Source organism: Pseudomonas sp. JAI111 (assembly GCF_024809425.1).
Classification (GTDB): Bacteria; Pseudomonadota; Gammaproteobacteria; order Pseudomonadales; family Pseudomonadaceae; genus Aquipseudomonas.
The window spans coordinates 508,389-527,473 of sequence record NZ_JANUCB010000002.1; the positions used below are offsets into that span (position 1 = coordinate 508,389).

General features: G+C 60.0%; 15 protein-coding genes. 13 read left to right on the top strand and 2 right to left on the bottom strand.

Annotated elements, in window-relative coordinates:
- Nucleotides 1–47: 47 nt before the first annotated feature.
- On the top strand, nucleotides 48–1,379 hold the full coding sequence (locus tag HNR03_RS10030; protein ID WP_259153148.1) for a CoA transferase: 1,332 nt from the start codon (nucleotides 48–50) through the stop codon (nucleotides 1,377–1,379).
- 77 nt (nucleotides 1,380–1,456) lie between these two features.
- Here HNR03_RS10030 and arcD (HNR03_RS10035) read toward each other — a convergent pair whose 3' ends face one another.
- Nucleotides 1,457–2,884 carry an arginine-ornithine antiporter gene (gene arcD / locus HNR03_RS10035; protein ID WP_259153150.1) on the bottom strand — a complete coding sequence of 476 codons (1,428 nt, stop codon included), beginning with the start codon at nucleotides 2,882–2,884 and terminating at the stop codon, nucleotides 1,457–1,459.
- A 445-nt stretch (nucleotides 2,885–3,329) separates the two neighbouring features.
- On the opposite strand from arcD (HNR03_RS10035), the gene arcD (HNR03_RS10040) reads away from it, so the two are divergent.
- The 12 genes from arcD (HNR03_RS10040) (at nucleotide 3,330) to HNR03_RS10095 (ending at nucleotide 17,866) form a co-directional block, all read left to right on the top strand.
- The gene (gene arcD / locus HNR03_RS10040) at nucleotides 3,330–4,757 is read left to right on the top strand and encodes an arginine-ornithine antiporter (RefSeq protein ID WP_259153152.1); all 1,428 of its coding nucleotides are present in this window, start codon (nucleotides 3,330–3,332) and stop codon (nucleotides 4,755–4,757) included.
- 50 nt (nucleotides 4,758–4,807) lie between these two features.
- The gene (gene arcA, locus HNR03_RS10045) at nucleotides 4,808–6,064 is read left to right on the top strand and encodes an arginine deiminase (RefSeq protein ID WP_259153154.1); all 1,257 of its coding nucleotides are present in this window, start codon (nucleotides 4,808–4,810) and stop codon (nucleotides 6,062–6,064) included.
- Between the two features lie 69 nt (nucleotides 6,065–6,133).
- On the top strand, nucleotides 6,134–7,144 hold the full coding sequence (locus HNR03_RS10050; protein ID WP_222588158.1) for an ornithine carbamoyltransferase: 1,011 nt from the start codon (nucleotides 6,134–6,136) through the stop codon (nucleotides 7,142–7,144).
- A 171-nt stretch (nucleotides 7,145–7,315) separates the two neighbouring features.
- Entirely contained in the window at nucleotides 7,316–8,245 is a 930-nt protein-coding gene (gene arcC, locus HNR03_RS10055) for a carbamate kinase (protein ID WP_222588159.1), read from the top strand.
- Between the two features lie 12 nt (nucleotides 8,246–8,257).
- The gene (locus HNR03_RS10060) at nucleotides 8,258–8,620 is read left to right on the top strand and encodes a DUF5064 family protein (protein ID WP_222588160.1); all 363 of its coding nucleotides are present in this window, start codon (nucleotides 8,258–8,260) and stop codon (nucleotides 8,618–8,620) included.
- A 202-nt stretch (nucleotides 8,621–8,822) separates the two neighbouring features.
- Entirely contained in the window at nucleotides 8,823–10,331 is a 1,509-nt protein-coding gene (locus tag HNR03_RS10065; protein WP_090187390.1) for a sigma-54-dependent transcriptional regulator, read from the top strand.
- 428 nt (nucleotides 10,332–10,759) lie between these two features.
- Nucleotides 10,760–11,143 (top strand): glycine cleavage system protein GcvH, encoded by a 384-nt coding sequence (gene gcvH, locus HNR03_RS10070; protein ID WP_208669587.1) that lies wholly within the window; start codon nucleotides 10,760–10,762, stop codon nucleotides 11,141–11,143.
- Nucleotides 11,144–11,154: 11 nt separating this feature from the next.
- The gene (gene gcvP / locus HNR03_RS10075; protein WP_259153159.1) at nucleotides 11,155–14,007 is read left to right on the top strand and encodes an aminomethyl-transferring glycine dehydrogenase; all 2,853 of its coding nucleotides are present in this window, start codon (nucleotides 11,155–11,157) and stop codon (nucleotides 14,005–14,007) included.
- Nucleotides 14,008–14,126: 119 nt separating this feature from the next.
- On the top strand, nucleotides 14,127–15,503 hold the full coding sequence (locus HNR03_RS10080) for an L-serine ammonia-lyase (RefSeq protein ID WP_222588163.1): 1,377 nt from the start codon (nucleotides 14,127–14,129) through the stop codon (nucleotides 15,501–15,503).
- A 38-nt stretch (nucleotides 15,504–15,541) separates the two neighbouring features.
- Nucleotides 15,542–16,666: a glycine cleavage system aminomethyltransferase GcvT gene (gcvT, locus tag HNR03_RS10085; protein WP_259153162.1), complete on the top strand. Its 1,125-nt coding sequence runs from the start codon at nucleotides 15,542–15,544 to the stop codon at nucleotides 16,664–16,666.
- 404 nt (nucleotides 16,667–17,070) lie between these two features.
- Complete coding sequence (locus HNR03_RS10090; protein WP_003175786.1) at nucleotides 17,071–17,283, top strand: cold-shock protein; 213 nt, start codon at nucleotides 17,071–17,073, stop codon at nucleotides 17,281–17,283.
- Between the two features lie 94 nt (nucleotides 17,284–17,377).
- Nucleotides 17,378–17,866, top strand: coding sequence for an RDD family protein (locus HNR03_RS10095; RefSeq protein ID WP_222588165.1), 489 nt, complete (start codon nucleotides 17,378–17,380; stop codon nucleotides 17,864–17,866).
- Between the two features lie 135 nt (nucleotides 17,867–18,001).
- Here HNR03_RS10095 and nadA read toward each other — a convergent pair whose 3' ends face one another.
- On the bottom strand, nucleotides 18,002–19,060 hold the full coding sequence (gene nadA, locus HNR03_RS10100) for a quinolinate synthase NadA (protein ID WP_208669592.1): 1,059 nt from the start codon (nucleotides 19,058–19,060) through the stop codon (nucleotides 18,002–18,004).
- Between the last annotated feature and the right edge of the window lie 25 nt (nucleotides 19,061–19,085).

Below are 19,085 nucleotides of genomic sequence, written 5' to 3' on the forward strand. Positions count from 1 at the left end.
GAGCGTGGGAACGATCTATCATGAAGCCCTCTTCCGGAGGGCCTTCAATGACTGGTTTACTCACGTCCATTCAAGCCGCACTCGGCTTGCCCCATACGCCGATTCCATTCACGTCGAGCGGCGCCCTGCCCTCGGCGTTTGCCGTCACTGACCTGGCGTGCGCCAGCATTGCCGCAGCCGGCCAGGCGGTCAGTGAACTGCTGCAGCAACACACCGGCCGTTTACCCCCACTTGAAGTCGACCGCCGCCTGGCGTCTTTCTGGTTTGCAACCTCGATCCGTCCCGTTGGCTGGAGCGTTCCACCGATGTGGGACCCGGTGGCCGGTGACTACGCGACCCGGGACGGCTGGATCCGCTTGCACACTAATGCACCGCATCATCGTGCCGCCGCCGAGCGGGTGCTCGGCGCTTGTGCCGACCGCGCCGCGATGGCGAGCCAGGTTGCGCAATGGGCGAAATCCGATCTGGAGCAGGCAGTGGTCGACGCCGGTGGCTGTGCCGCCGAAATGCGCACCTGGGCGCAATGGCAGGCGCATCCCCAAGGTTTGGCAGTGAACGCCGAACCGTTGATTCAGTTCAGTGCAAGCAACAGTCAAGCGGCAAAACCGTGGCTGGGTTCGGTGGCGCAGCCGCTGGCGGGCATCAAGGTGCTGGACCTGACCCGAGTACTGGCTGGCCCCATCGCCAGCCGTTTCCTCGCCGGTCTTGGTGCCGATGTCTTGCGCATCGACCCGCCAACCTGGAACGAACCGGGCGTGGTGCCGGAAGTCACGCTGGGCAAACGCTGCGCGCGCCTTGACCTGCACGACGCAAGCGATCGAGCGGTGTTCGACAGCCTGCTCAAGGACGCCGATATCTTGCTTCACGGCTACCGCGCCGATGCACTGGAGCGGTTGGGCTACGGCGTTGCCGAGCGACAACGACTGGCCCCGGGGCTGATTGATGTCTGCCTCAACGCTTACGGCTGGAGCGGTCCGTGGCAGAACCGTCGAGGGTTCGACAGTCTGGTGCAGATGAGCAGCGGAATCGCTGAAGCGGGCATGCGCTGGAAGAACGCAGACAAGCCGACGCCATTGCCGGTACAGGCGCTGGATCATGCGACCGGGTATTTGATGGCGGCAGCGGCGATCACGTTGTTGGGTCGTGGCGGGTCGGCCAGATTGTCACTGGCGCGCACCGCAAAACTGTTGATTGAAAATGGCCCGGGCACAGACGAAGCGTTACGGGCAGAGGATGAAAACGATCAGGGCCTGCTGGTCGAGCAGACAGCCTGGGGGCCGGCGCATCGGCTTCATGTGCCACTGAAAATCACCGGGACGCCGCTGCAGTGGGCGCTTCCAGCGACTGAACTGGGTTCCCATCTTCCGAAGTGGCGGTGACTTTCAGATAACTATCGCGATCAGGTCGATGCTGCGTGAGTAAACGCCATCGACCGCTTGATCCGCCAAAAACACCCTCACAACGACAGCAAGCCGCTGTACAACCCGTACGCCGCCAGCCCGGCGCCGATGCTCACGCAGGTAAAAATTCCCTTCTCGACATGGGTGAACAATGGCTCGCCCTGCTCATGCTTGGCCTTGGCGAACAGAATCACGCCGGGCGCATACAGCAACGCCGACAGCAGCAAGTACTTCACCCCGCCCGCATACAGCAACCACATTGCGTAACACAGCGCGATGCCGCCAACCATCAGGTCCTTGGTGCGTTCGCCCGAGGCGTGCTCGTACGTTTCGCCGCGCCCGCTCAACAACACCGCATACGCCGCCGACCACAGGTACGGCACCAGAATCATCGACGACGCGAGGTAGATCAGGCTGGTGTACGTCCCGGCCGAAAACAGCGTAATCAGCAGGAAAATCTGAATCATCACATTGGTCAGCCACAGCGCATTGACCGGCACGTGGTTGACGTTTTCTTTCTTCAGGAAGGCCGGCATGGTCTGGTCTTTGGCCGTGGCGAAGAGGATCTCGGCGCACAGCAGAGCCCAGGACAACAACGCACCGAGCAGCGAAATCGCCAGGCCAATGCTGATCAGCAAAGCGCCCCAGGGGCCGACGATGTGTTCCAGCACCGCCGCCAGCGACGGGTTCTGCAGGGTGGCCAATTCGGGCTGGCTCATGATCCCCAGCGACAACACATTGACCAGCACCAGCAGCGCCAACACACCGACAAAACCGATGACTGTCGCCCGGCCGACGTCCGAACGTTTCTGCGCGCGGGCCGAATACACACTGGCGCCTTCAATGCCGATGAAGACGAACACAGTCACCAGCATCATGCTGCGCACCTGCTCCATTACACCGCCGAAATGGGGGTTGCTGCGGCCCCAGATGTCACGGGTGAAGATGTCGGCCTTGAACGCCACGGCGGCAATGACGATGAACATGATCAGCGGCACGATCTTGGCCACGGTGGTCAATTGGTTGATGAACGCCGCTTCTTTGATCCCGCGCATCACCAGAAAATGCACCGCCCACAACAGCACCGAGGCGCAGCCGATGGCAACTGGCGTGTTGCCGTGGCCGAACACGGGGAAGAAGTAACCGAGGGTGCTGAACAGCAGCACGAAATATCCGACATTGCCCAGCCAGGCGCTGATCCAGTATCCCCAGGCCGATGAAAAACCCATGTAATCGCCGAAACCGGCCTTCGCGTAGGCGTACACCCCGGAGTCCAGTTCAGGCTTGCGATTGGCCAGGGTCTGGAACACGAAGGCCAGCGCCAACATGCCCACGGCAGTGATTGCCCAACCAATCAATATGGCCCCGGCATCAGCGCGCGCCGCCATGTTTTGCGGCAAGGAAAAAATCCCGCCACCAATCATCGACCCCACCACCAAAGCGATCAGCGCGCTCAAGCCAAGCTTTTGCATCGGTTGCGACATTCCTGCATCTCCATTTCCTATCGCGACCATCGCCACGCGAACGTCACATAAATCGGTTTTAACTAAATAGCTGAAGCGTAATTACGTTTATCAATTAACGCCAACCCTGAGTTTTATTTATAGCTAATCGCACTATGCCAGCATCTTTAAATAGCGCAGGCGTGACCAGATCCTAATAAATCAATACCACACGACATTCAGGGACCCACACTTGCCAAAACAGGAAAACGGACTAGCGTCTAAATCTGAATGGCTACGCTCTATTTATTAAACTTTGGTCAGGGGCCTCTGGAACGGGCTTCTCAAACAACAGACTTATGCTCGCAAAGTTTGCGTAAGTCATTAATCGGCAACGAAATCCGAGCATTACTTGATCTAAGTCAGATGATTGAACAGCCCATCAAATTAAACTGGTCCTCTTCTTCTCCTGCACTGGAGTCATACAATGTCTGAAACCCCCGGAAAACTGAAACTCGGCGCACTCGTTGCGTTGGTTGTCGGCTCCATGATCGGCGGTGGGATATTTTCCTTGCCCCAGAACATGGCCGCCAGTGCCGACGTCGGTGCCGTGCTCATCGGCTGGGCCATTACGGCGGTCGGCATGCTGACCCTGGCCTTTGTCTTCCAGACCCTGGCCAACCGCAAACCTGATCTGGACGCCGGGGTTTACGCCTACGCCAAAGCAGGATTCGGCGACTACATGGGTTTCTCTTCCGCCTGGGGATACTGGATCAGCGCTTGGCTGGGCAACGTCGGTTACTTCGTTCTGTTGTTCAGTACCCTCGGTTACTTCTTTCCGATCTTCGGCGAAGGCAACACCGTCGCAGCCGTGATCGGCGCTTCAGTATTACTTTGGGGTGTGCATTTCCTTGTACTGCAGGGCATCAAGGAAGCGGCGTTCATCAACCTGGTGACCACCGTCGCCAAAGTCGTGCCGCTTGGGCTGTTTATCCTGATCGCGATTTTCGCGTTCAAACTGGACATCTTCACCGCTGACATTTGGGGCTTGAAAAACCCGGACCTGGGCAGCGTGATGAACCAGGTACGCAAAATGATGCTGGTCACCGTATGGGTGTTCATCGGCATCGAAGGCGCGAGCATCTTCTCGGCCCGGGCAGAAAAACGCACCGATGTGGGTAAAGCCACCGTGATCGGTTTCATCACCGTGCTGCTGTTTCTGGTGCTGGTGAACGTGCTGTCCCTGGGCATCATGACCCAACCGGAACTGGCCAAACTGCAGAACCCGTCGATGGCGGCGGTACTGGAGCACGTGGTCGGTCCGTGGGGCGCGGTGTTGATCAGCGTTGGCCTGGTGATCTCGTTGCTCGGGGCGCTGCTGTCGTGGGTGCTGCTGTGTGCCGAAATCATGTTCGCCGCGGCCAAGGACCACACCATGCCGGCCTTCCTGCGCAAGGAAAACGCCAAGCAAGTGCCGGTCAATGCGCTGTGGCTGACCAACGCGATGGTGCAGTTGTTCCTGATCATCACACTGTTCTCGGCCAGCACTTACCTGTCGCTGATCTACCTCGCGACTTCAATGATTCTGGTGCCTTACCTGTGGTCGGCGGCTTACGCCTTTCTGCTGGCGGTGCGCGGCGAGACGTATGAAAACGCGGCGTCCGAACGCAACAAGGACATGTTCATCGGCGCCATCGCGCTGATCTACGCGATCTGGCTGATCTATGCCGGCGGCGTCAAATACCTGCTGTTGTCCGCCCTGCTCTATGCGCCCGGCGCGATCCTGTTCGCCAAGGCCAAGCTTGAAGTCAACAAACCGGTTTTCACCAACGTCGAGAAGCTGATTTTTGCAGCCGTCGTCGTGGGCGCCCTGGTGGCAGCCTACGGACTGTATGACGGCTTCCTGACCCTGTAAGCCCCTCGGTGTAAACGAGGGAATGATCTGTCATCTGGAGGACCACTGTAATGACCACGGAAAAAGTTAAGTACGGCGTACATTCCGAAGCCGGAAAACTGCGTAAAGTCATGGTTTGCTCCCCCGGTCTGGCCCACCAGCGGCTGACCCCGAACAACTGCGACGAGTTACTGTTCGATGATGTGTTGTGGGTCGCACAGGCTAAACGTGACCATTTCGATTTCGTCACCAAGATGCGCGAGCGCAACGTTGAAGTGCTGGAAATGCACAACCTGCTGACCGACATCGTTGCCATCCCCGAAGCACTCGACTGGATCCTGGAACGCAAGATCACAGCCAACTCGGTGGGCCTTGGCCTGGTCAACGAAACCGGTTCCTGGCTGCGTAGCCTGGAGCCGAGGAAAATCGCCGAGTTCCTGATCGGCGGCGTTTCCGCCGACGACTTGCCGGACAGCTTTGGCGGCAAGACCATTCAGATGTTCCGCGATTTCCTGGGCCACTCCAGCTTCATTCTGCCGCCGTTGCCCAACACGCAGTTCACCCGCGACACCACCTGCTGGATCTACGGTGGCGTCACCCTGAACCCGATGTACTGGCCAGCACGCCGGCAGGAAACCCTGCTGACCACCGCCATCTACAAATTCCACCCGCAGTTCACCAACGCCGACTTCCAGATCTGGTACGGCGACCCGGACCAGGAGCACGGCAGCGCCACCCTTGAAGGCGGCGATGTGATGCCGATCGGCAACGGTGTGGTGTTGATCGGCATGGGCGAGCGCTCGTCCCGTCAGGCCATCGGCCAACTGGCGGTCAACCTGTTCAAGAACAAAGCCGTCGAGAAAGTCATCGTCGCCGGCCTGCCAAAATCCCGCGCGGCCATGCACCTGGACACCGTGTTCAGCTTCTGCGACCGCGACCTGGTGACGATCTTCCCGGAAGTGGTGAACCAGATCGTCGCCTTCACCCTGCGCCCTGACGAAAGCAAACCGGGCGGCATCGACATCCGTCGCGAAGAAACCAACTTCCTCGACACCGTGGCCAAGGCCCTCAACCTCAAAGCCCTGCGCGTGGTGGAAACCGGCGGCAACAGCTTCGCCGCCGAGCGCGAGCAATGGGATGACGGCAACAACGTGGTGGCCGTGGAGCCTGGCGTGGTGATCGGTTATGACCGCAACACCTACACCAATACCCTCCTGCGCAAGGCTGGTGTGGAAGTCATCACCATCAGTGCCGGCGAACTCGGACGCGGACGTGGCGGCGGCCACTGCATGACCTGCCCGATCATTCGCGACCCTATCGACTATTAATTTTAATGCCCTGCTTCACGCTCATAAAGCGTGAAGCAGGCGGATAACCGAAACCCAAGGAGATCCATCATGGCTTTCAACATGCGCAATCGCAGCCTGCTCTCGCTGATGCACCACACGACGCGCGAGCTCAATTACCTGCTGGACCTTTCCCGCGACCTCAAGCGCGCCAAGTACACCGGCACCGAGCGTCCACACCTGAAAGGCAAAAACATCGCGCTGATCTTCGAAAAAACCTCGACCCGCACCCGTTGCGCCTTCGAAGTGGCGGCCCACGACCAAGGCGCCCACGTCACCTACATCGACCCGGTGTCGTCGCAGATCGGCCACAAGGAAAGCATGAAAGATACGGCCCGCGTGCTGGGTCGGATGTTCGATGCCATCGAGTACCGTGGCTTCGAACAGGAAATCGTCGAAGAGCTGGCCAAGTTCGCCGGCGTGCCGGTGTTCAACGGCCTGACCGCTGAATTCCACCCGACACAGATGATCGCCGACACCCTGACCATGCGTGAACACAGCGACAAGCCGCTGCATGACATCAGCTACGCCTACCTGGGCGACGCACGCTACAACATGGGTAATTCGCTGCTGATGATCGGCGCCAAACTGGGCATGGACGTGCGCATCGCCGCACCGAAAGCGCTGTGGCCACATCAGGATTTCATCGACCAGTGCAAAGCCTTCGCCGAAGACAGTGGCGCTCGCATCACCATCACCGAAGACCCGAAAGCAGCGGTCAAGGGCGTGGACTTCATCCACACCGACATCTGGGTGTCGATGGGTGAGCCGGTGGAAGCGTGGGACGAACGCATCGAGCAACTGCTGCCCTACCAGGTCAATGCCGCCATGATGAAGGCCTCGGGCAATCCGCGCGTGAAGTTCATGCACTGCCTGCCGGCGTTCCACAACAGCGAAACCAAGGTCGGCAAAGACATTGCCGCGCGGTATCCGCACCTGGCCAACGGCGTGGAGGTGACTGAAGAAGTCTTCGAATCGCCGGCCAACATCGCCTTCGAGCAAGCGGAAAACCGCATGCACACCATCAAGGCGATCCTGGTGTCGGCGTTGGCGGATATCTAACGGCTCACCCGGCTCCCACTGACGAAACACAGTCAAATTGTGGGAGCGGGCTTGCTCGCGAAAGCGGCGTCTCAGTCGACATCAATGTTGCCTGTTAAATCGCCTTCGCGAGCAAGCCCGCTCCCACAGTAGACCGAGTCGTTGGCCCGCTCTTTGTAGAAGGATTGCATTATGCGTATCGTCGTTGCTCTGGGCGGTAACGCCCTGCTCCGCCGGGGTGAACCCATGACCGCGGACAACCAGCGCGCCAACATCCGGATCGCCACGGAACAAATCGCCAAGATCCATGCCGGCAATGAACTGGTGATCGCCCACGGTAATGGTCCGCAGGTGGGTCTGCTGTCGCTGCAAGCCGCCGCCTACACCTCGGTTTCCCCTTACCCGCTGGACGTGCTCGGTGCCGAAACCGAAGGCATGATCGGCTATATCATCGAACAGGAACTGGGCAACCTGCTGGACTTCGAAGTGCCGTTCGCAACCTTGCTGACCCAGGTCGAAGTCGACGCCAACGACCCTGCATTCCAGCATCCCAGCAAACCCATCGGCCCGGTCTACACCAAGGCTGAAGCTGAAAAACTCGCCGCCGAGAAAGGCTGGGCGATTGCTCCCGATGGCGACAAATTCCGTCGCGTGGTGGCCAGCCCGAGACCCAAGCGCATCTTCGAAATCCGCCCGATCAAGTGGCTGCTGGAAAAAGGCAGCATCGTGATCTGTGCCGGCGGTGGCGGCATCCCGACGATGTACGGGCCCCACGGCAAGCTGCAAGGCGTGGAAGCGGTGATCGACAAGGACCTGTGTTCGGCGCTGCTGGCCGAACAGCTTGAAAGCGATCTGCTGGTGATCGCCACCGACGTCAACGCGGCCTTTATCGACTTTGGCAAACCCTCGCAAAAATCCATCGCCGAGGCGCACCCGGACGAAATGGAAAAACTTGGTTTCGCCGCCGGCTCCATGGGACCGAAGGTGCAGGCCGCCTGCGAGTTCGCGCGCCATACTGGAAAAGTCGCGGTGATCGGTTCACTCTCGGACATTGAAGCGATCGTCCAGGGCAAGGCAGGTACGCGCATCAGCACGGCGAAACCTGGCATTACTTACTTGTAGGGAGAGACGTCTATGGCACAGTTTGAACCGGGTCACTTGCACATCGAGCGTCACGCGTTGGACAAGAATGATGTCAGCTACAACATTCACCTCGACTATGAAGTCAGCAAGAACCCCAAAGGGGTCAAAGGCATCCAGTTCACGATGCATGGCAGCATTCAGGGCAAGGACATGAAAGAGACCTTCTTCCTGCCCAAGGAGGAGGCCTACAACTTTGCCAACAACGTGACGAAGATCGCCGAGCAGTACGGCATTCCCAAGTCACACAGCCAGATCGGCTCGGTGCACAAGCATTACGATCTGATGTTTGAAGACATCCGGGTGCAGCTGGACATGAAATCCGGCGACCCGGTGAACATCGAACACTTCGAATAGCCCACTGACCTTGTGGGAGCGGGCTTGCTCGCGAAAGCGGAGTATCAGTCGACATTAGTATTGCCTGTCACACCGCTTTCGCGAGCAAGCCCGCTCCCACATTGGATCGGTGTAAGTCTGAAGTCCTGCACGGGATTTCACCATTGGCCCGCCCCAAGGCATACTTGCCACCCCTCCGCACTCCAGAACCAAAAACCGCCCCATGCGTATCCACGTCAGCTTCATCGACCGCGTCGGCATTACCCAGGAAGTCCTGGCCTTGCTCGGTGGGCGCAATCTCAATCTGGATGCGGTGGAGATGGTGCCGCCAAACGTCTACATCGACGCCCCGACCTTGAGTCCGGAGGTGCTCGACGAACTGCGTGACGCGCTGCTCAGCGTGCGCGGCGTGCAAACGATGACGGTGGTCGACATCCTTCCCGGCCAGCGTCGGCACTTGCAACTCGACGCATTGCTCGCCGCCATGACCGACCCGGTGCTGGCGTTGGACAGCGCCGGCAAGGTGTTGCTGGCCAACCCGGCGTTGATCGCCTTGTATGGTCGCGAACCGGCCGGTGAAAGCGTCGCCGACCTGTTTGCCGACCCGGCGTTGCTCGATGCCCTGCTGGAAAACGGCTTTCGCCTGCCGCTGCGCGAGATCACCGTCAACGGCCAGACCCTATTGCTGGACGCCACGCCGATCACCGACGCGGGTGCCCTGCTGACCTTGTACCAACCCAACCGCATCGGTGAACGCCTGTCCGCGCTGCACCATGATCACGCCGAAGGTTTCGACGCGCTGTTGGGCGAATCCCCGGCGATTCGTACGCTCAAGGCGCGCGCCCAGCGAGTGGCGGCACTCGATGCACCGCTGTTGATCCAGGGCGAAACCGGCACCGGCAAGGAACTGGTGGCGCGGGCCTGCCACGCGATCAGCGCTCGGCACAGCTCGCCGTTCCTGGCGCTGAACTGCGCGGCATTGCCGGAGAACCTCGCCGAAAGCGAGCTGTTCGGCTATGCCCCTGGCGCCTTCACCGGTGCGCAACGGGGCGGCAAACCGGGGCTGATGGAACTGGCTAACCAGGGCACGGTGTTTCTCGATGAGATCGGCGAGATGTCGCCGTACTTGCAGGCGAAGTTACTGCGCTTCCTCAACGACGGCAGCTTTCGTCGAGTGGGCGGTGACCGTGAAGTAAAGGTCAACGTGCGAATCCTCAGCGCGACCCATCGCGACCTGGAAAAAATGGTCAGCGAAGGCTCGTTCCGCGAAGACCTGTTCTATCGCCTCAACGTCCTCAACGTCGAAGTCCCGCCGCTGCGCGAACGCGGCCAGGACATCCTGCTGCTGGCCCGCTACTTCATGCAGCAGGCCTGCGCGCAAATCCAGCGCCCGGTCTGCCGCCTGGCGCCAGGCACGTATCCGGCGCTGCTGGGTAATCGCTGGCCGGGCAACGTGCGGCAATTGCAGAACGTCATCTTCCGCGCCGCGGCGATTTGCGAAAGCAGCCTGGTGGACATCGGCGACCTCGATATCGCCGGCACCTCGGTGGCGCGCCAGAGCGACAGCGATGTCGACAGCCTTGAGCAAGCCATGGAAGAATTCGAAAAAACCCTGCTGGAAAAACTCTACGTCAGCTACCCCTCGACCCGGCAACTGGCCAGTCGCCTGCAGACTTCCCACACCGCGATTGCCCATCGGTTGCGCAAGTACGGGATTCCCAATAAGCCGTAAAGCATGTGTTGATCGTTCCCACGCTCTGCGTGGGAATGCAGCCCGGGACGCTCCGCGTCCCAAAGCAGACGCAGAGCGTCCATTGAGGCATTCCCACGCAGAGCGTGGGAACGATCATCATTTGCTCAACTCAAAAACGACCTCCACCTGTACTGAAAGCGCTACAGCGGAACGATATCGATACACCCTCCCCTGATCACCGCTGTGCAAGGCTTTGATCCCACTACGCTTTTTTCTTTGCTTCCATCTGTAGCGATTTCGCTACAGTCTTGAAACTCGCCCGCCTCAAATCTAAGCACAAACCATTGATTAATAAGGGTTTAACCACATTGGCCGCGATCTTGCTTAGTAGCCATCCATAAAGCAGGGCTTTTGCCCAAGCATTCCATCGCGTCCACCAGACGAGTCTGGCCCCCTTAGGAGTTTCCATGAGCGAATTGCGTTTTACTGAAGATCACGAATGGCTGCGCACCGAAGCTGACGGCAGCGTCACAGTCGGCATCACCGCTTTCGCGCAGAACGCCTTGGGCGACGTGGTTTTCGTACAACTGCCTGAGCTGCAGTCCTACGACAAAGGCGCTGAAGCCGCCACCGTGGAATCGGTAAAAGCCGCCAGCGGCGTGTACATGCCACTCGACGGTGAAGTACTGGAAGTGAACCCGGCGCTCGACAGCAGCCCGGAACTGGTCAACGAAGATCCGCTGGGCGAAGGCTGGTTCTTCCGCTTCAAGCCAACCGACGCCTCGGCTGTCGCCAACCTGCTGGATCAGGACGCCTACGACCGCCTGATCAAAGCCAACGCCGAAGCCTGAGGAGCGCTGACATGACTCAAGTAAACCTTTCGACCGCCAACGAATTCATCGCCCGCCACATCGGCCCGCGTGCTGGTGACGAGCAAGCCATGCTCAACAGCCTCGGCTTCGATTCCCTGGAAGCCCTGAGCGCCAGCGTCATTCCCGACAGCATCAAAGGCACCAGCGTCCTCGGCCTCGAAGACGGTCTGAGCGAAGCCAATGCCCTGGCCTTGATCAAATCCATCGCCGGCAAAAACCAGCTGTTCAAGACCTTCATCGGCCAGGGCTACTACGGCACGCACACGCCGTCGCCGATCCTGCGCAACCTGCTGGAAAACCCGGCCTGGTACACCGCCTACACCCCGTATCAGCCAGAAATTTCCCAAGGCCGTCTCGAAGCGCTATTGAACTTCCAGACCCTGATCAGCGACCTCACCGGCCTGCCGATCGCCAACGCCTCGCTGCTCGACGAAGCCACCGCCGCCGCTGAAGCGATGACCTTCTGCAAACGCCTGAGCAAGAACAAGGGCAGCCACGCGTTCTTCGCGTCCGTGCATTGCCACCCGCAGACCCTCGACGTGCTGCGCACCCGTGCCGAGCCGCTGGGCATCGACGTGGTGGTCGGCGACGAGCGTGAACTGATCGACGTGACGCCATTCTTCGGCGCGCTGCTGCAATACCCGGCGAGCAACGGTGATGTGTTCGATTACCGCGAACTGACCGAACGCTTCCACGCCGCCAACGCGCTGGTCGCCGTCGCGGCTGACCTGCTGGCCCTGACCGTGCTCACACCGCCGGGTGAATTCGGTGCCGACGTGGCCATCGGCAGCGCGCAACGCTTCGGTGTGCCGCTGGGCTTCGGTGGCCCGCACGCCGCTTACTTCTCGACCAAAGATGCGTTCAAGCGCGACATGCCAGGCCGTCTGGTCGGCGTCTCCGTGGACCGCTTCGGCAAGCCGGCCCTGCGCCTGGCGATGCAGACCCGCGAGCAACATATCCGCCGCGAGAAAGCCACGTCGAACATCTGCACCGCCCAAGTACTGCTGGCCAACATCGCCAGCATGTACGCCGTGTACCACGGCCCGAAAGGCCTGACGCAGATCGCCAATCGCGTGCATCACCTGACCGCGATTCTGGCCCAAGGCCTGAAAGCGATCGGCCTGCCCGTCGAACAAGAGACCTTCTTCGACACCCTGACGATCAAGACCGGCGCCAACACCGCCGCGTTGCACGACAAGGCTCGCACCCAGCAGATCAACCTGCGCGTAGTCGATGCTGAACGTCTGGGCCTGTCCCTTGACGAAACCACCTCGCAAGCCGATGTGGAAACCCTGTGGGCCCTGCTCGCCGACGGCAAAACCCTGCCGGACTTCGCCGCCCTCGCCGCTTCCGTGGTCAGCACCTTCCCGGCCGCATTGGTCCGCCAATCGCCGATCCTCAGCCACCCGGTGTTCAACCGTTATCACTCAGAAACCGAGCTGATGCGCTACCTGCGCAAGCTCGCCGACAAGGACCTGGCGCTGGACCGCACCATGATCCCGCTGGGTTCGTGCACCATGAAACTCAACGCCGCCAGCGAAATGATCCCGGTCACCTGGGCTGAATTCGGTGCCCTGCACCCGTTCGCTCCGGCCGATCAAAGCGCCGGTTACCAGCAGTTGACCGACGAACTGGAAGCGATGCTCTGCGCCGCGACTGGCTATGACGCGATCTCGCTGCAACCGAACGCCGGCTCCCAGGGTGAATACGCCGGCCTGCTGGCGATTCGCGCCTATCACCAGAGCCGTGGCGAAGACCGTCGCGACATCTGCCTGATCCCGTCCTCGGCCCACGGCACCAACCCGGCGACCGCCAACATGGCCGGTATGCGTGTGGTGGTAACCGCGTGCGATGCCCGTGGCAACGTCGACATCGAAGACCTGCGCGCCAAGGCCATCGAGCACCGCGAGCATCTCGCGGCATTGATGATCACCTATCCGTCGACCCACGGCGTGTTCGAAGAAGGCATCCGCGAAATCTGCGGCATCATTCATGACAACGGCGGCCAGGTGTACATCGACGGCGCCAACATGAACGCGATGGTCGGCCTGTGCGCGCCAGGCAAGTTCGGCGGCGACGTGTCGCACCTGAACCTGCACAAGACCTTCTGCATTCCGCACGGCGGTGGCGGCCCGGGTGTCGGCCCGATTGGCGTGAAGTCACACCTGACGCCGTTCCTGCCGGGTCACGGCACCATGGAACGCAAGGAAGGCGCGGTCTGCGCAGCACCGTTCGGCAGCGCGAGCATTCTGCCTATCACCTGGATGTACATTCGGATGATGGGTGGCGCGGGTCTCAAGCGTGCTTCGCAACTGGCGATCCTCAACGCCAACTACATTTCCCGTCGCCTCGAAGAGCACTACCCGGTGCTGTACACCGGCAGCAATGGCCTGGTGGCGCACGAATGCATCCTCGACCTGCGTCCGCTGAAAGACAGCAGCGGCATCAGCGTCGATGACGTCGCCAAGCGCCTGATCGACTTCGGCTTCCACGCCCCGACCATGTCGTTCCCGGTGGCCGGCACGCTGATGATCGAGCCGACCGAAAGCGAATCCAAGGAAGAACTGGACCGCTTCTGCGATGCCATGATCCGCATCCGCGAAGAAATCCGCGCCGTGGAAAATGGCACCCTGGACAAGGAAGACAACCCGCTGAAAAACGCTCCGCACACCGCCGCGGAAATCGTCGGCGAGTGGACGCATCCGTACAGCCGTGAGCAAGCGGTGTACCCGGTTGCGTCGCTGATCGAAGGCAAGTACTGGCCACCGGTCGGCCGCGTCGACAACGTGTTTGGCGATCGCAACCTGGTTTGCGCCTGCCCGTCGATCGAAAGCTACGCTTAAAAGAAGCAGCAATAAGCTTCGAGCCTCAAGCTGCAAGCTTCAAACGACAAGTCAAAAGCTAACTGCTTTTACTTGCAGCTTGGAGCTTGCAGCTTACAACTGCGCCGCAGGAGCCCCCCATGTCGTTAAGCGTGTTCGACCTGTTCAAGATTGGCATCGGCCCCTCCAGCTCCCACACCGTCGGCCCGATGCGCGCAGCCGCGCGTTTTGCCGAAGGGCTGCGCCGTGAAGGGCTGCTGGCGGCAACCAACTGCATCAAAGTCGAGCTTTACGGCTCGCTCGGTGCCACCGGCAAAGGCCACGGCAGCGACAAGGCTGTGTTGCTAGGCCTGGAAGGCGAGCACCCGGACACCGTGAATACCGAAACCGTCGCCGCCCGTCTGCAAGACATTCGCGGCAATGGTCGCTTGAACCTGCTCGGCGAGCACAGCATTGCGTTCAACGAGAAAGAACACCTGGCGATGATCCGCAAACCGTTGCCGTATCACCCCAACGGCATGATTTTTCGCGCGTTCGATGTTGCCGGCCTGCAGATCCGCAGCCGCGAGTATTACTCGGTCGGCGGTGGTTTTGTCGTCGATGAAGACGCCGCCGGCGCCGACCGCATTGTCGAAGACGCCACGCCTCTGACCTTCCCGTTCAAAAGCGCCAAGGACCTGCTCACCCATTGCACCACCTACGGCTTATCCATTAGCCAGGTGATGCTGACCAACGAAAGCGCCTGGCGCCCCGAAGCGGAAACCCGCGCCGGACTGCTGCGAATCTGGCAAGTGATGCAGGATTGCGTCGCCGCCGGTTGCCGCAACGAAGGGATCCTGCCCGGCGGATTGAAGGTCAAGCGCCGCGCCGCCGCGTTGCATCGGCAACTGTGCAAGAACCCTGAATCCTCATTGCGCGATCCGCTGTCGGTGCTGGACTGGGTCAACCTGTATGCCTTGGCGGTCAACGAAGAAAACGCCAATGGCGGACGCGTCGTTACCGCGCCCACAAATGGTGCAGCAGGAATCGTCCCGGCGGTTTTGCACTACTACATGCGCTTCATCCCCGGCGCCAACGAAGACGGCGTTGTGCGCTTTCTGCTGACTGCTGCGGCGATCGGGATTCTCTACAAGGAAAACGCCTCGATCTCCGGTGCCGAAGTCGGCTGCCAGGGCGAGGTCGGCGTGGCCTGCTCCATGGCGGCGGGCGCCTTGTGCGAGGTGCTGGGCGGCACGGTACAGCAAGTGGAAAACGCTGCGGAAATCGGCATGGAACACAACCTCGGCCTGACCTGCGACCCGATTGGCGGACTGGTGCAAGTGCCTTGCATCGAACGCAACGCCATGGGCTCGGTCAAGGCGATCAACGCGGTACGCATGGCCCTGCGCGGCGACGGCCAGCACTTTGTCTCGCTCGACAAGGTCATCCGCACCATGCGCCAGACCGGCGCCGACATGAAAAGCAAATACAAGGAAACCGCCCGCGGCGGTTTGGCGGTCAACATTATCGAGTGCTGATGCGCACGCGCATCTGCCTACTTTTTCAGGAGCTGAATATGTCCACCGAACACCTGTTGAAAACCCCGTTGCACGCACTGCACATCGAGCTAGGCGCACGCATGGTGCCGTTCGCCGGCTATGACATGCCCGTGCAATACCCGCTGGGCGTGATGAAAGAACACCAGCACACCCGTGATCAGGCCGGGCTGTTCGATGTCTCGCACATGGGCCAGATCCGCCTGACCGGCGCCAATGCCGCCAAGGCCCTGGAAACCCTGGTGCCGGTAGACATCATCGACTTGCCGGTGGGCATGCAACGCTACGCGATGTTTACCAACGAAACCGGTGGCATCCTCGACGACCTGATGGTCGCCAATCTGGGTAACGACGAGCTGTTCCTGGTGGTCAACGCCGCGTGCAAGGATCAGGACCTCGCGCACCTGCGCCAACACATCGGCGATCAGTGCACCATCGAGCCGCTCTTCGAAGAGCGCGCGTTGCTGGCGCTGCAAGGTCCGGCGGCCGTCACCGTGCTCGCGCGCCTGGCGCCTGAAGTGGCGAAGATGACCTTCATGCAGTTCACCCGCGTGAAACTGCTGGGCGTGGACTGTTTTGTCAGCCGTTCGGGCTACACCGGTGAAGACGGTTTCGAAATCTCCGTGCCGGCGGCCAACGCCGAAGCCCTGGCTCGCGCCCTGCTGGCCGAGCCTGAAGTGGCAGCCATCGGCCTTGGCGCCCGCGACTCCCTGCGCCTGGAAGCCGGCCTGTGCCTCTATGGCCACGACATGAACACCGACACCACCCCGATCGAAGCCAGCCTGTTGTGGGCCATCTCCAAGCCACGTCGCGCCGATGGCGCACGGGCCGGCGGCTTCCCCGGCGCTCAAACCGTATATGCGCAACAGCAAAACGGCGTCAGCCGCAAACGCGTCGGCCTGCTGCCCCAGGAACGCACTCCGGTGCGCGAAGGCGCTGAGATCGTCAATGAAGCGGGCGACATCATCGGTACGGTTTGCAGTGGCGGTTTCGGGCCAACCTTGGGCGGTCCTTTGGCGATGGGTTACCTCGACAGCAAGTACATCGCCATCGACACACCCGTTTGGGCGATCGTGCGTGGGAAAAAGGTGCCTTTGCTTGTAAGCAAAATGCCATTTGTTGCACAACGCTACTATCGCGGCTGATTGACTGTTTCTATAAGTAACGCGGTTGCGTTAACAGTGCACTAATGTGTAACGCAACCGCCATAAAATAGTGCATGTCGTTGGCTCTAAGCTTCGTTTATGAACTTTGCTTATAACGTTCGAAAACAATTGAACCTCCTCATCGAATAAGCCCGCACTAGTGAACACACTAACCCGCAACCTCAGCAAAACCGGGCCTTTCACAGGGGCTTGTTTTTTCTCTCGTAGTTGGCGTAGAGTTTGTTCACTGTGTTTGCATGGGTCGCTTGGAATCGTGACCTGGGCAGTAGCCTACAAGTTAGCTACATCCCGTTCGACGTCTTCTTACTCTCCTGCAACCAGCCCCAGTACTCTTTCATGAGAAAGAGACTGTCATTAATTTTTTGCGTCAAAGGAAATAAGAAATGTCCCAACGTCAGAGCGGTACCGTCAAGTGGTTTAACGACGAGAAAGGTTTTGGTTTTATCACTCCTGAAAGCGGTCCGGATCTGTTCGTGCATTTCCGCGCCATTCAGGGCAACGGCTTCAAGAGCCTGAAAGAAGGCCAGAAAGTGACTTTCGTTGCTGTGCAAGGCCAGAAAGGCATGCAGGCTGACGAAGTACAAGCAGAAGCTTAATCTTCTGTAACGAAAAAGCCCCTGATGCTGACATCAGGGGCTTTTTTGTGCGCGTAAATCCGTAAAATGGCTTCTTTTGCGTCCAGAGGCTGCGATGTCCAAACACCTGCTCACTCCCCAGGGCGACTTCCCCGCCGCCACCCTGGGTCGGCGCCTGGCAGCCATGTTCTATGACTTCCTGTTGTGTACCGCCCTGCTGATCGTCACCAGCGGCGTGTACAAGATGATCCAGATGGCGATCATCGGCGAAGACAAGATGCGCGCCCTCACCGAAGCCGGCGCGCTGGACGGCGATCCATTGCTGTCGACGGTACTGTTGTTTGTGTTGTTTGGCTTCTTTGCCAAGTTCTGGACCTGGTCCGGTCAGACGCTGGGCATGCAGGTGTGGTGCATCCGCGTACAGAACGCCGACGGTTCGTCCATCAGCCTGTGGCAGGCGCTGTTGCGGTTTGTGGTGTCGATCGCGTCGCTGCTGTGCGTTGGCCTGGGCTTCATCTGGTCGCTGTTCGATAAACAGAAACGCAGCTGGCATGACATCTACTCCAACACCCGGATTGTGCGCATCCCGAAGAAGACCAAATAACTACGGCATACAAAAACCAATGTGGGAGCGAGCCTGCTCGCGATAGCGGTGTGCCAGTCACCTTCAATTTGACTGATACACCGCTATCGCGAGCAGGCTCGCTCCCACAGGTTATTTATGACTAGCCGATAGATCTCAGGCGTTACCAGCCAGTTTCATCCGTGCAGCCTGGGTGAAGTCGAGCATGCGCTTCAGCGGCCGGATCGCTTGCGGAATCAACGCCGGATCAACAAAGATCTCGTTCGCCCCTTCCTTCAAGCTCTTGAGCAGGCGCTCAAGGGTATTCATCGCCATCCAAGGGCAGTGCGCGCAACTGCGGCAGGCTGCGCCGTTGCCGGCCGTTGGCGCCTCGATAAAGACCTTGTCCGGGCACAGCTGCTGCATCTTGTAGAAGATGCCGCGATCGGTAGCGACGATCAGGGTCTTGTTCGGCAGGCTCTTCGCCGCCGCAATCAACTGACTGGTCGAGCCGACGGCGTCTGCCAGTTCGATCACCGATGTCGGCGACTCCGGGTGCACCAGAATTGCAGCGTCCGGGTACAGCGCCTTCATGTCTTCGAGCTGCTTGGACTTGAACTCTTCGTGAACGATGCAGGCACCGTCCCACAGCAACATGTCCGCACCGGTCTGACGCTGGATGTAAGTGCCCAGGTGTTTGTCCGGGCCCCAGATGATGGTCTCGCCGTTATCCATCAGGCTTTCGACGATTTCCAGCGCGCAGCTGGACGTCACTACCCAGTCCGCACGGGCTTTGACCGCGGCCGAGGTGTTGGCATAGACCACCACCGTACGTTCCGGGTGTTGATCGCAGAACGCCGAAAACTCGTCCACCGGGCAACCCAGGTCCAGCGAACACGTCGCTTCGAGGGTCGGCATCAGTATGCGTTTTTCAGGATTGAGGATCTTGGCGGTTTCGCCCATGAACTTCACACCGGCAACGACCACGGTCTTGGCCGGGTGAGCGCTGCCGAAGCGGGCCATCTCCAGCGAATCGGAGACGCAACCGCCGGTTTCTTCGGCCAGGGCCTGAATCACCGGATCGCAATAGAAGTGAGCAACCAGCACCGCGTCCTGAGCCTTGAGCTCGGCAGCGATGGCGGCACGATAGAAAGCTTCCTCCTCGGCGGTCAGCGGCTTGGGCTGCTTGGCGTCGAGGTGGGCTTGAACCAGAAGGCGTTCGGAAATCTGCGTCATGTTTGCAAGACCTGCAGGCGCATTC

Excerpts from the sequence above, each read along its gene's own strand:
- HNR03_RS10030 (WP_259153148.1), top strand. The coding sequence starts at position 48 with ATGACTGGTTTACTCACGTCCATTCAAGCCGCACTCGGCTTGCCCCAT.
- arcD (WP_259153150.1), bottom strand. The coding sequence starts at position 2,884 with ATGTCGCAACCGATGCAAAAGCTTGGCTTGAGCGCGCTGATCGCTTTG.
- arcD (WP_259153152.1), top strand. The coding sequence starts at position 3,330 with ATGTCTGAAACCCCCGGAAAACTGAAACTCGGCGCACTCGTTGCGTTG.
- arcA (WP_259153154.1), top strand. The coding sequence starts at position 4,808 with ATGACCACGGAAAAAGTTAAGTACGGCGTACATTCCGAAGCCGGAAAA.
- HNR03_RS10050 (WP_222588158.1), top strand. The coding sequence starts at position 6,134 with ATGGCTTTCAACATGCGCAATCGCAGCCTGCTCTCGCTGATGCACCAC.
- arcC (WP_222588159.1), top strand. The coding sequence starts at position 7,316 with ATGCGTATCGTCGTTGCTCTGGGCGGTAACGCCCTGCTCCGCCGGGGT.
- HNR03_RS10060 (WP_222588160.1), top strand. The coding sequence starts at position 8,258 with ATGGCACAGTTTGAACCGGGTCACTTGCACATCGAGCGTCACGCGTTG.
- HNR03_RS10065 (WP_090187390.1), top strand. The coding sequence starts at position 8,823 with ATGCGTATCCACGTCAGCTTCATCGACCGCGTCGGCATTACCCAGGAA.
- gcvH (WP_208669587.1), top strand. The coding sequence starts at position 10,760 with ATGAGCGAATTGCGTTTTACTGAAGATCACGAATGGCTGCGCACCGAA.
- gcvP (WP_259153159.1), top strand. The coding sequence starts at position 11,155 with ATGACTCAAGTAAACCTTTCGACCGCCAACGAATTCATCGCCCGCCAC.
- HNR03_RS10080 (WP_222588163.1), top strand. The coding sequence starts at position 14,127 with ATGTCGTTAAGCGTGTTCGACCTGTTCAAGATTGGCATCGGCCCCTCC.
- gcvT (WP_259153162.1), top strand. The coding sequence starts at position 15,542 with ATGTCCACCGAACACCTGTTGAAAACCCCGTTGCACGCACTGCACATC.
- HNR03_RS10090 (WP_003175786.1), top strand. The coding sequence starts at position 17,071 with ATGTCCCAACGTCAGAGCGGTACCGTCAAGTGGTTTAACGACGAGAAA.
- HNR03_RS10095 (WP_222588165.1), top strand. The coding sequence starts at position 17,378 with ATGTCCAAACACCTGCTCACTCCCCAGGGCGACTTCCCCGCCGCCACC.
- nadA (WP_208669592.1), bottom strand. The coding sequence starts at position 19,060 with ATGACGCAGATTTCCGAACGCCTTCTGGTTCAAGCCCACCTCGACGCC.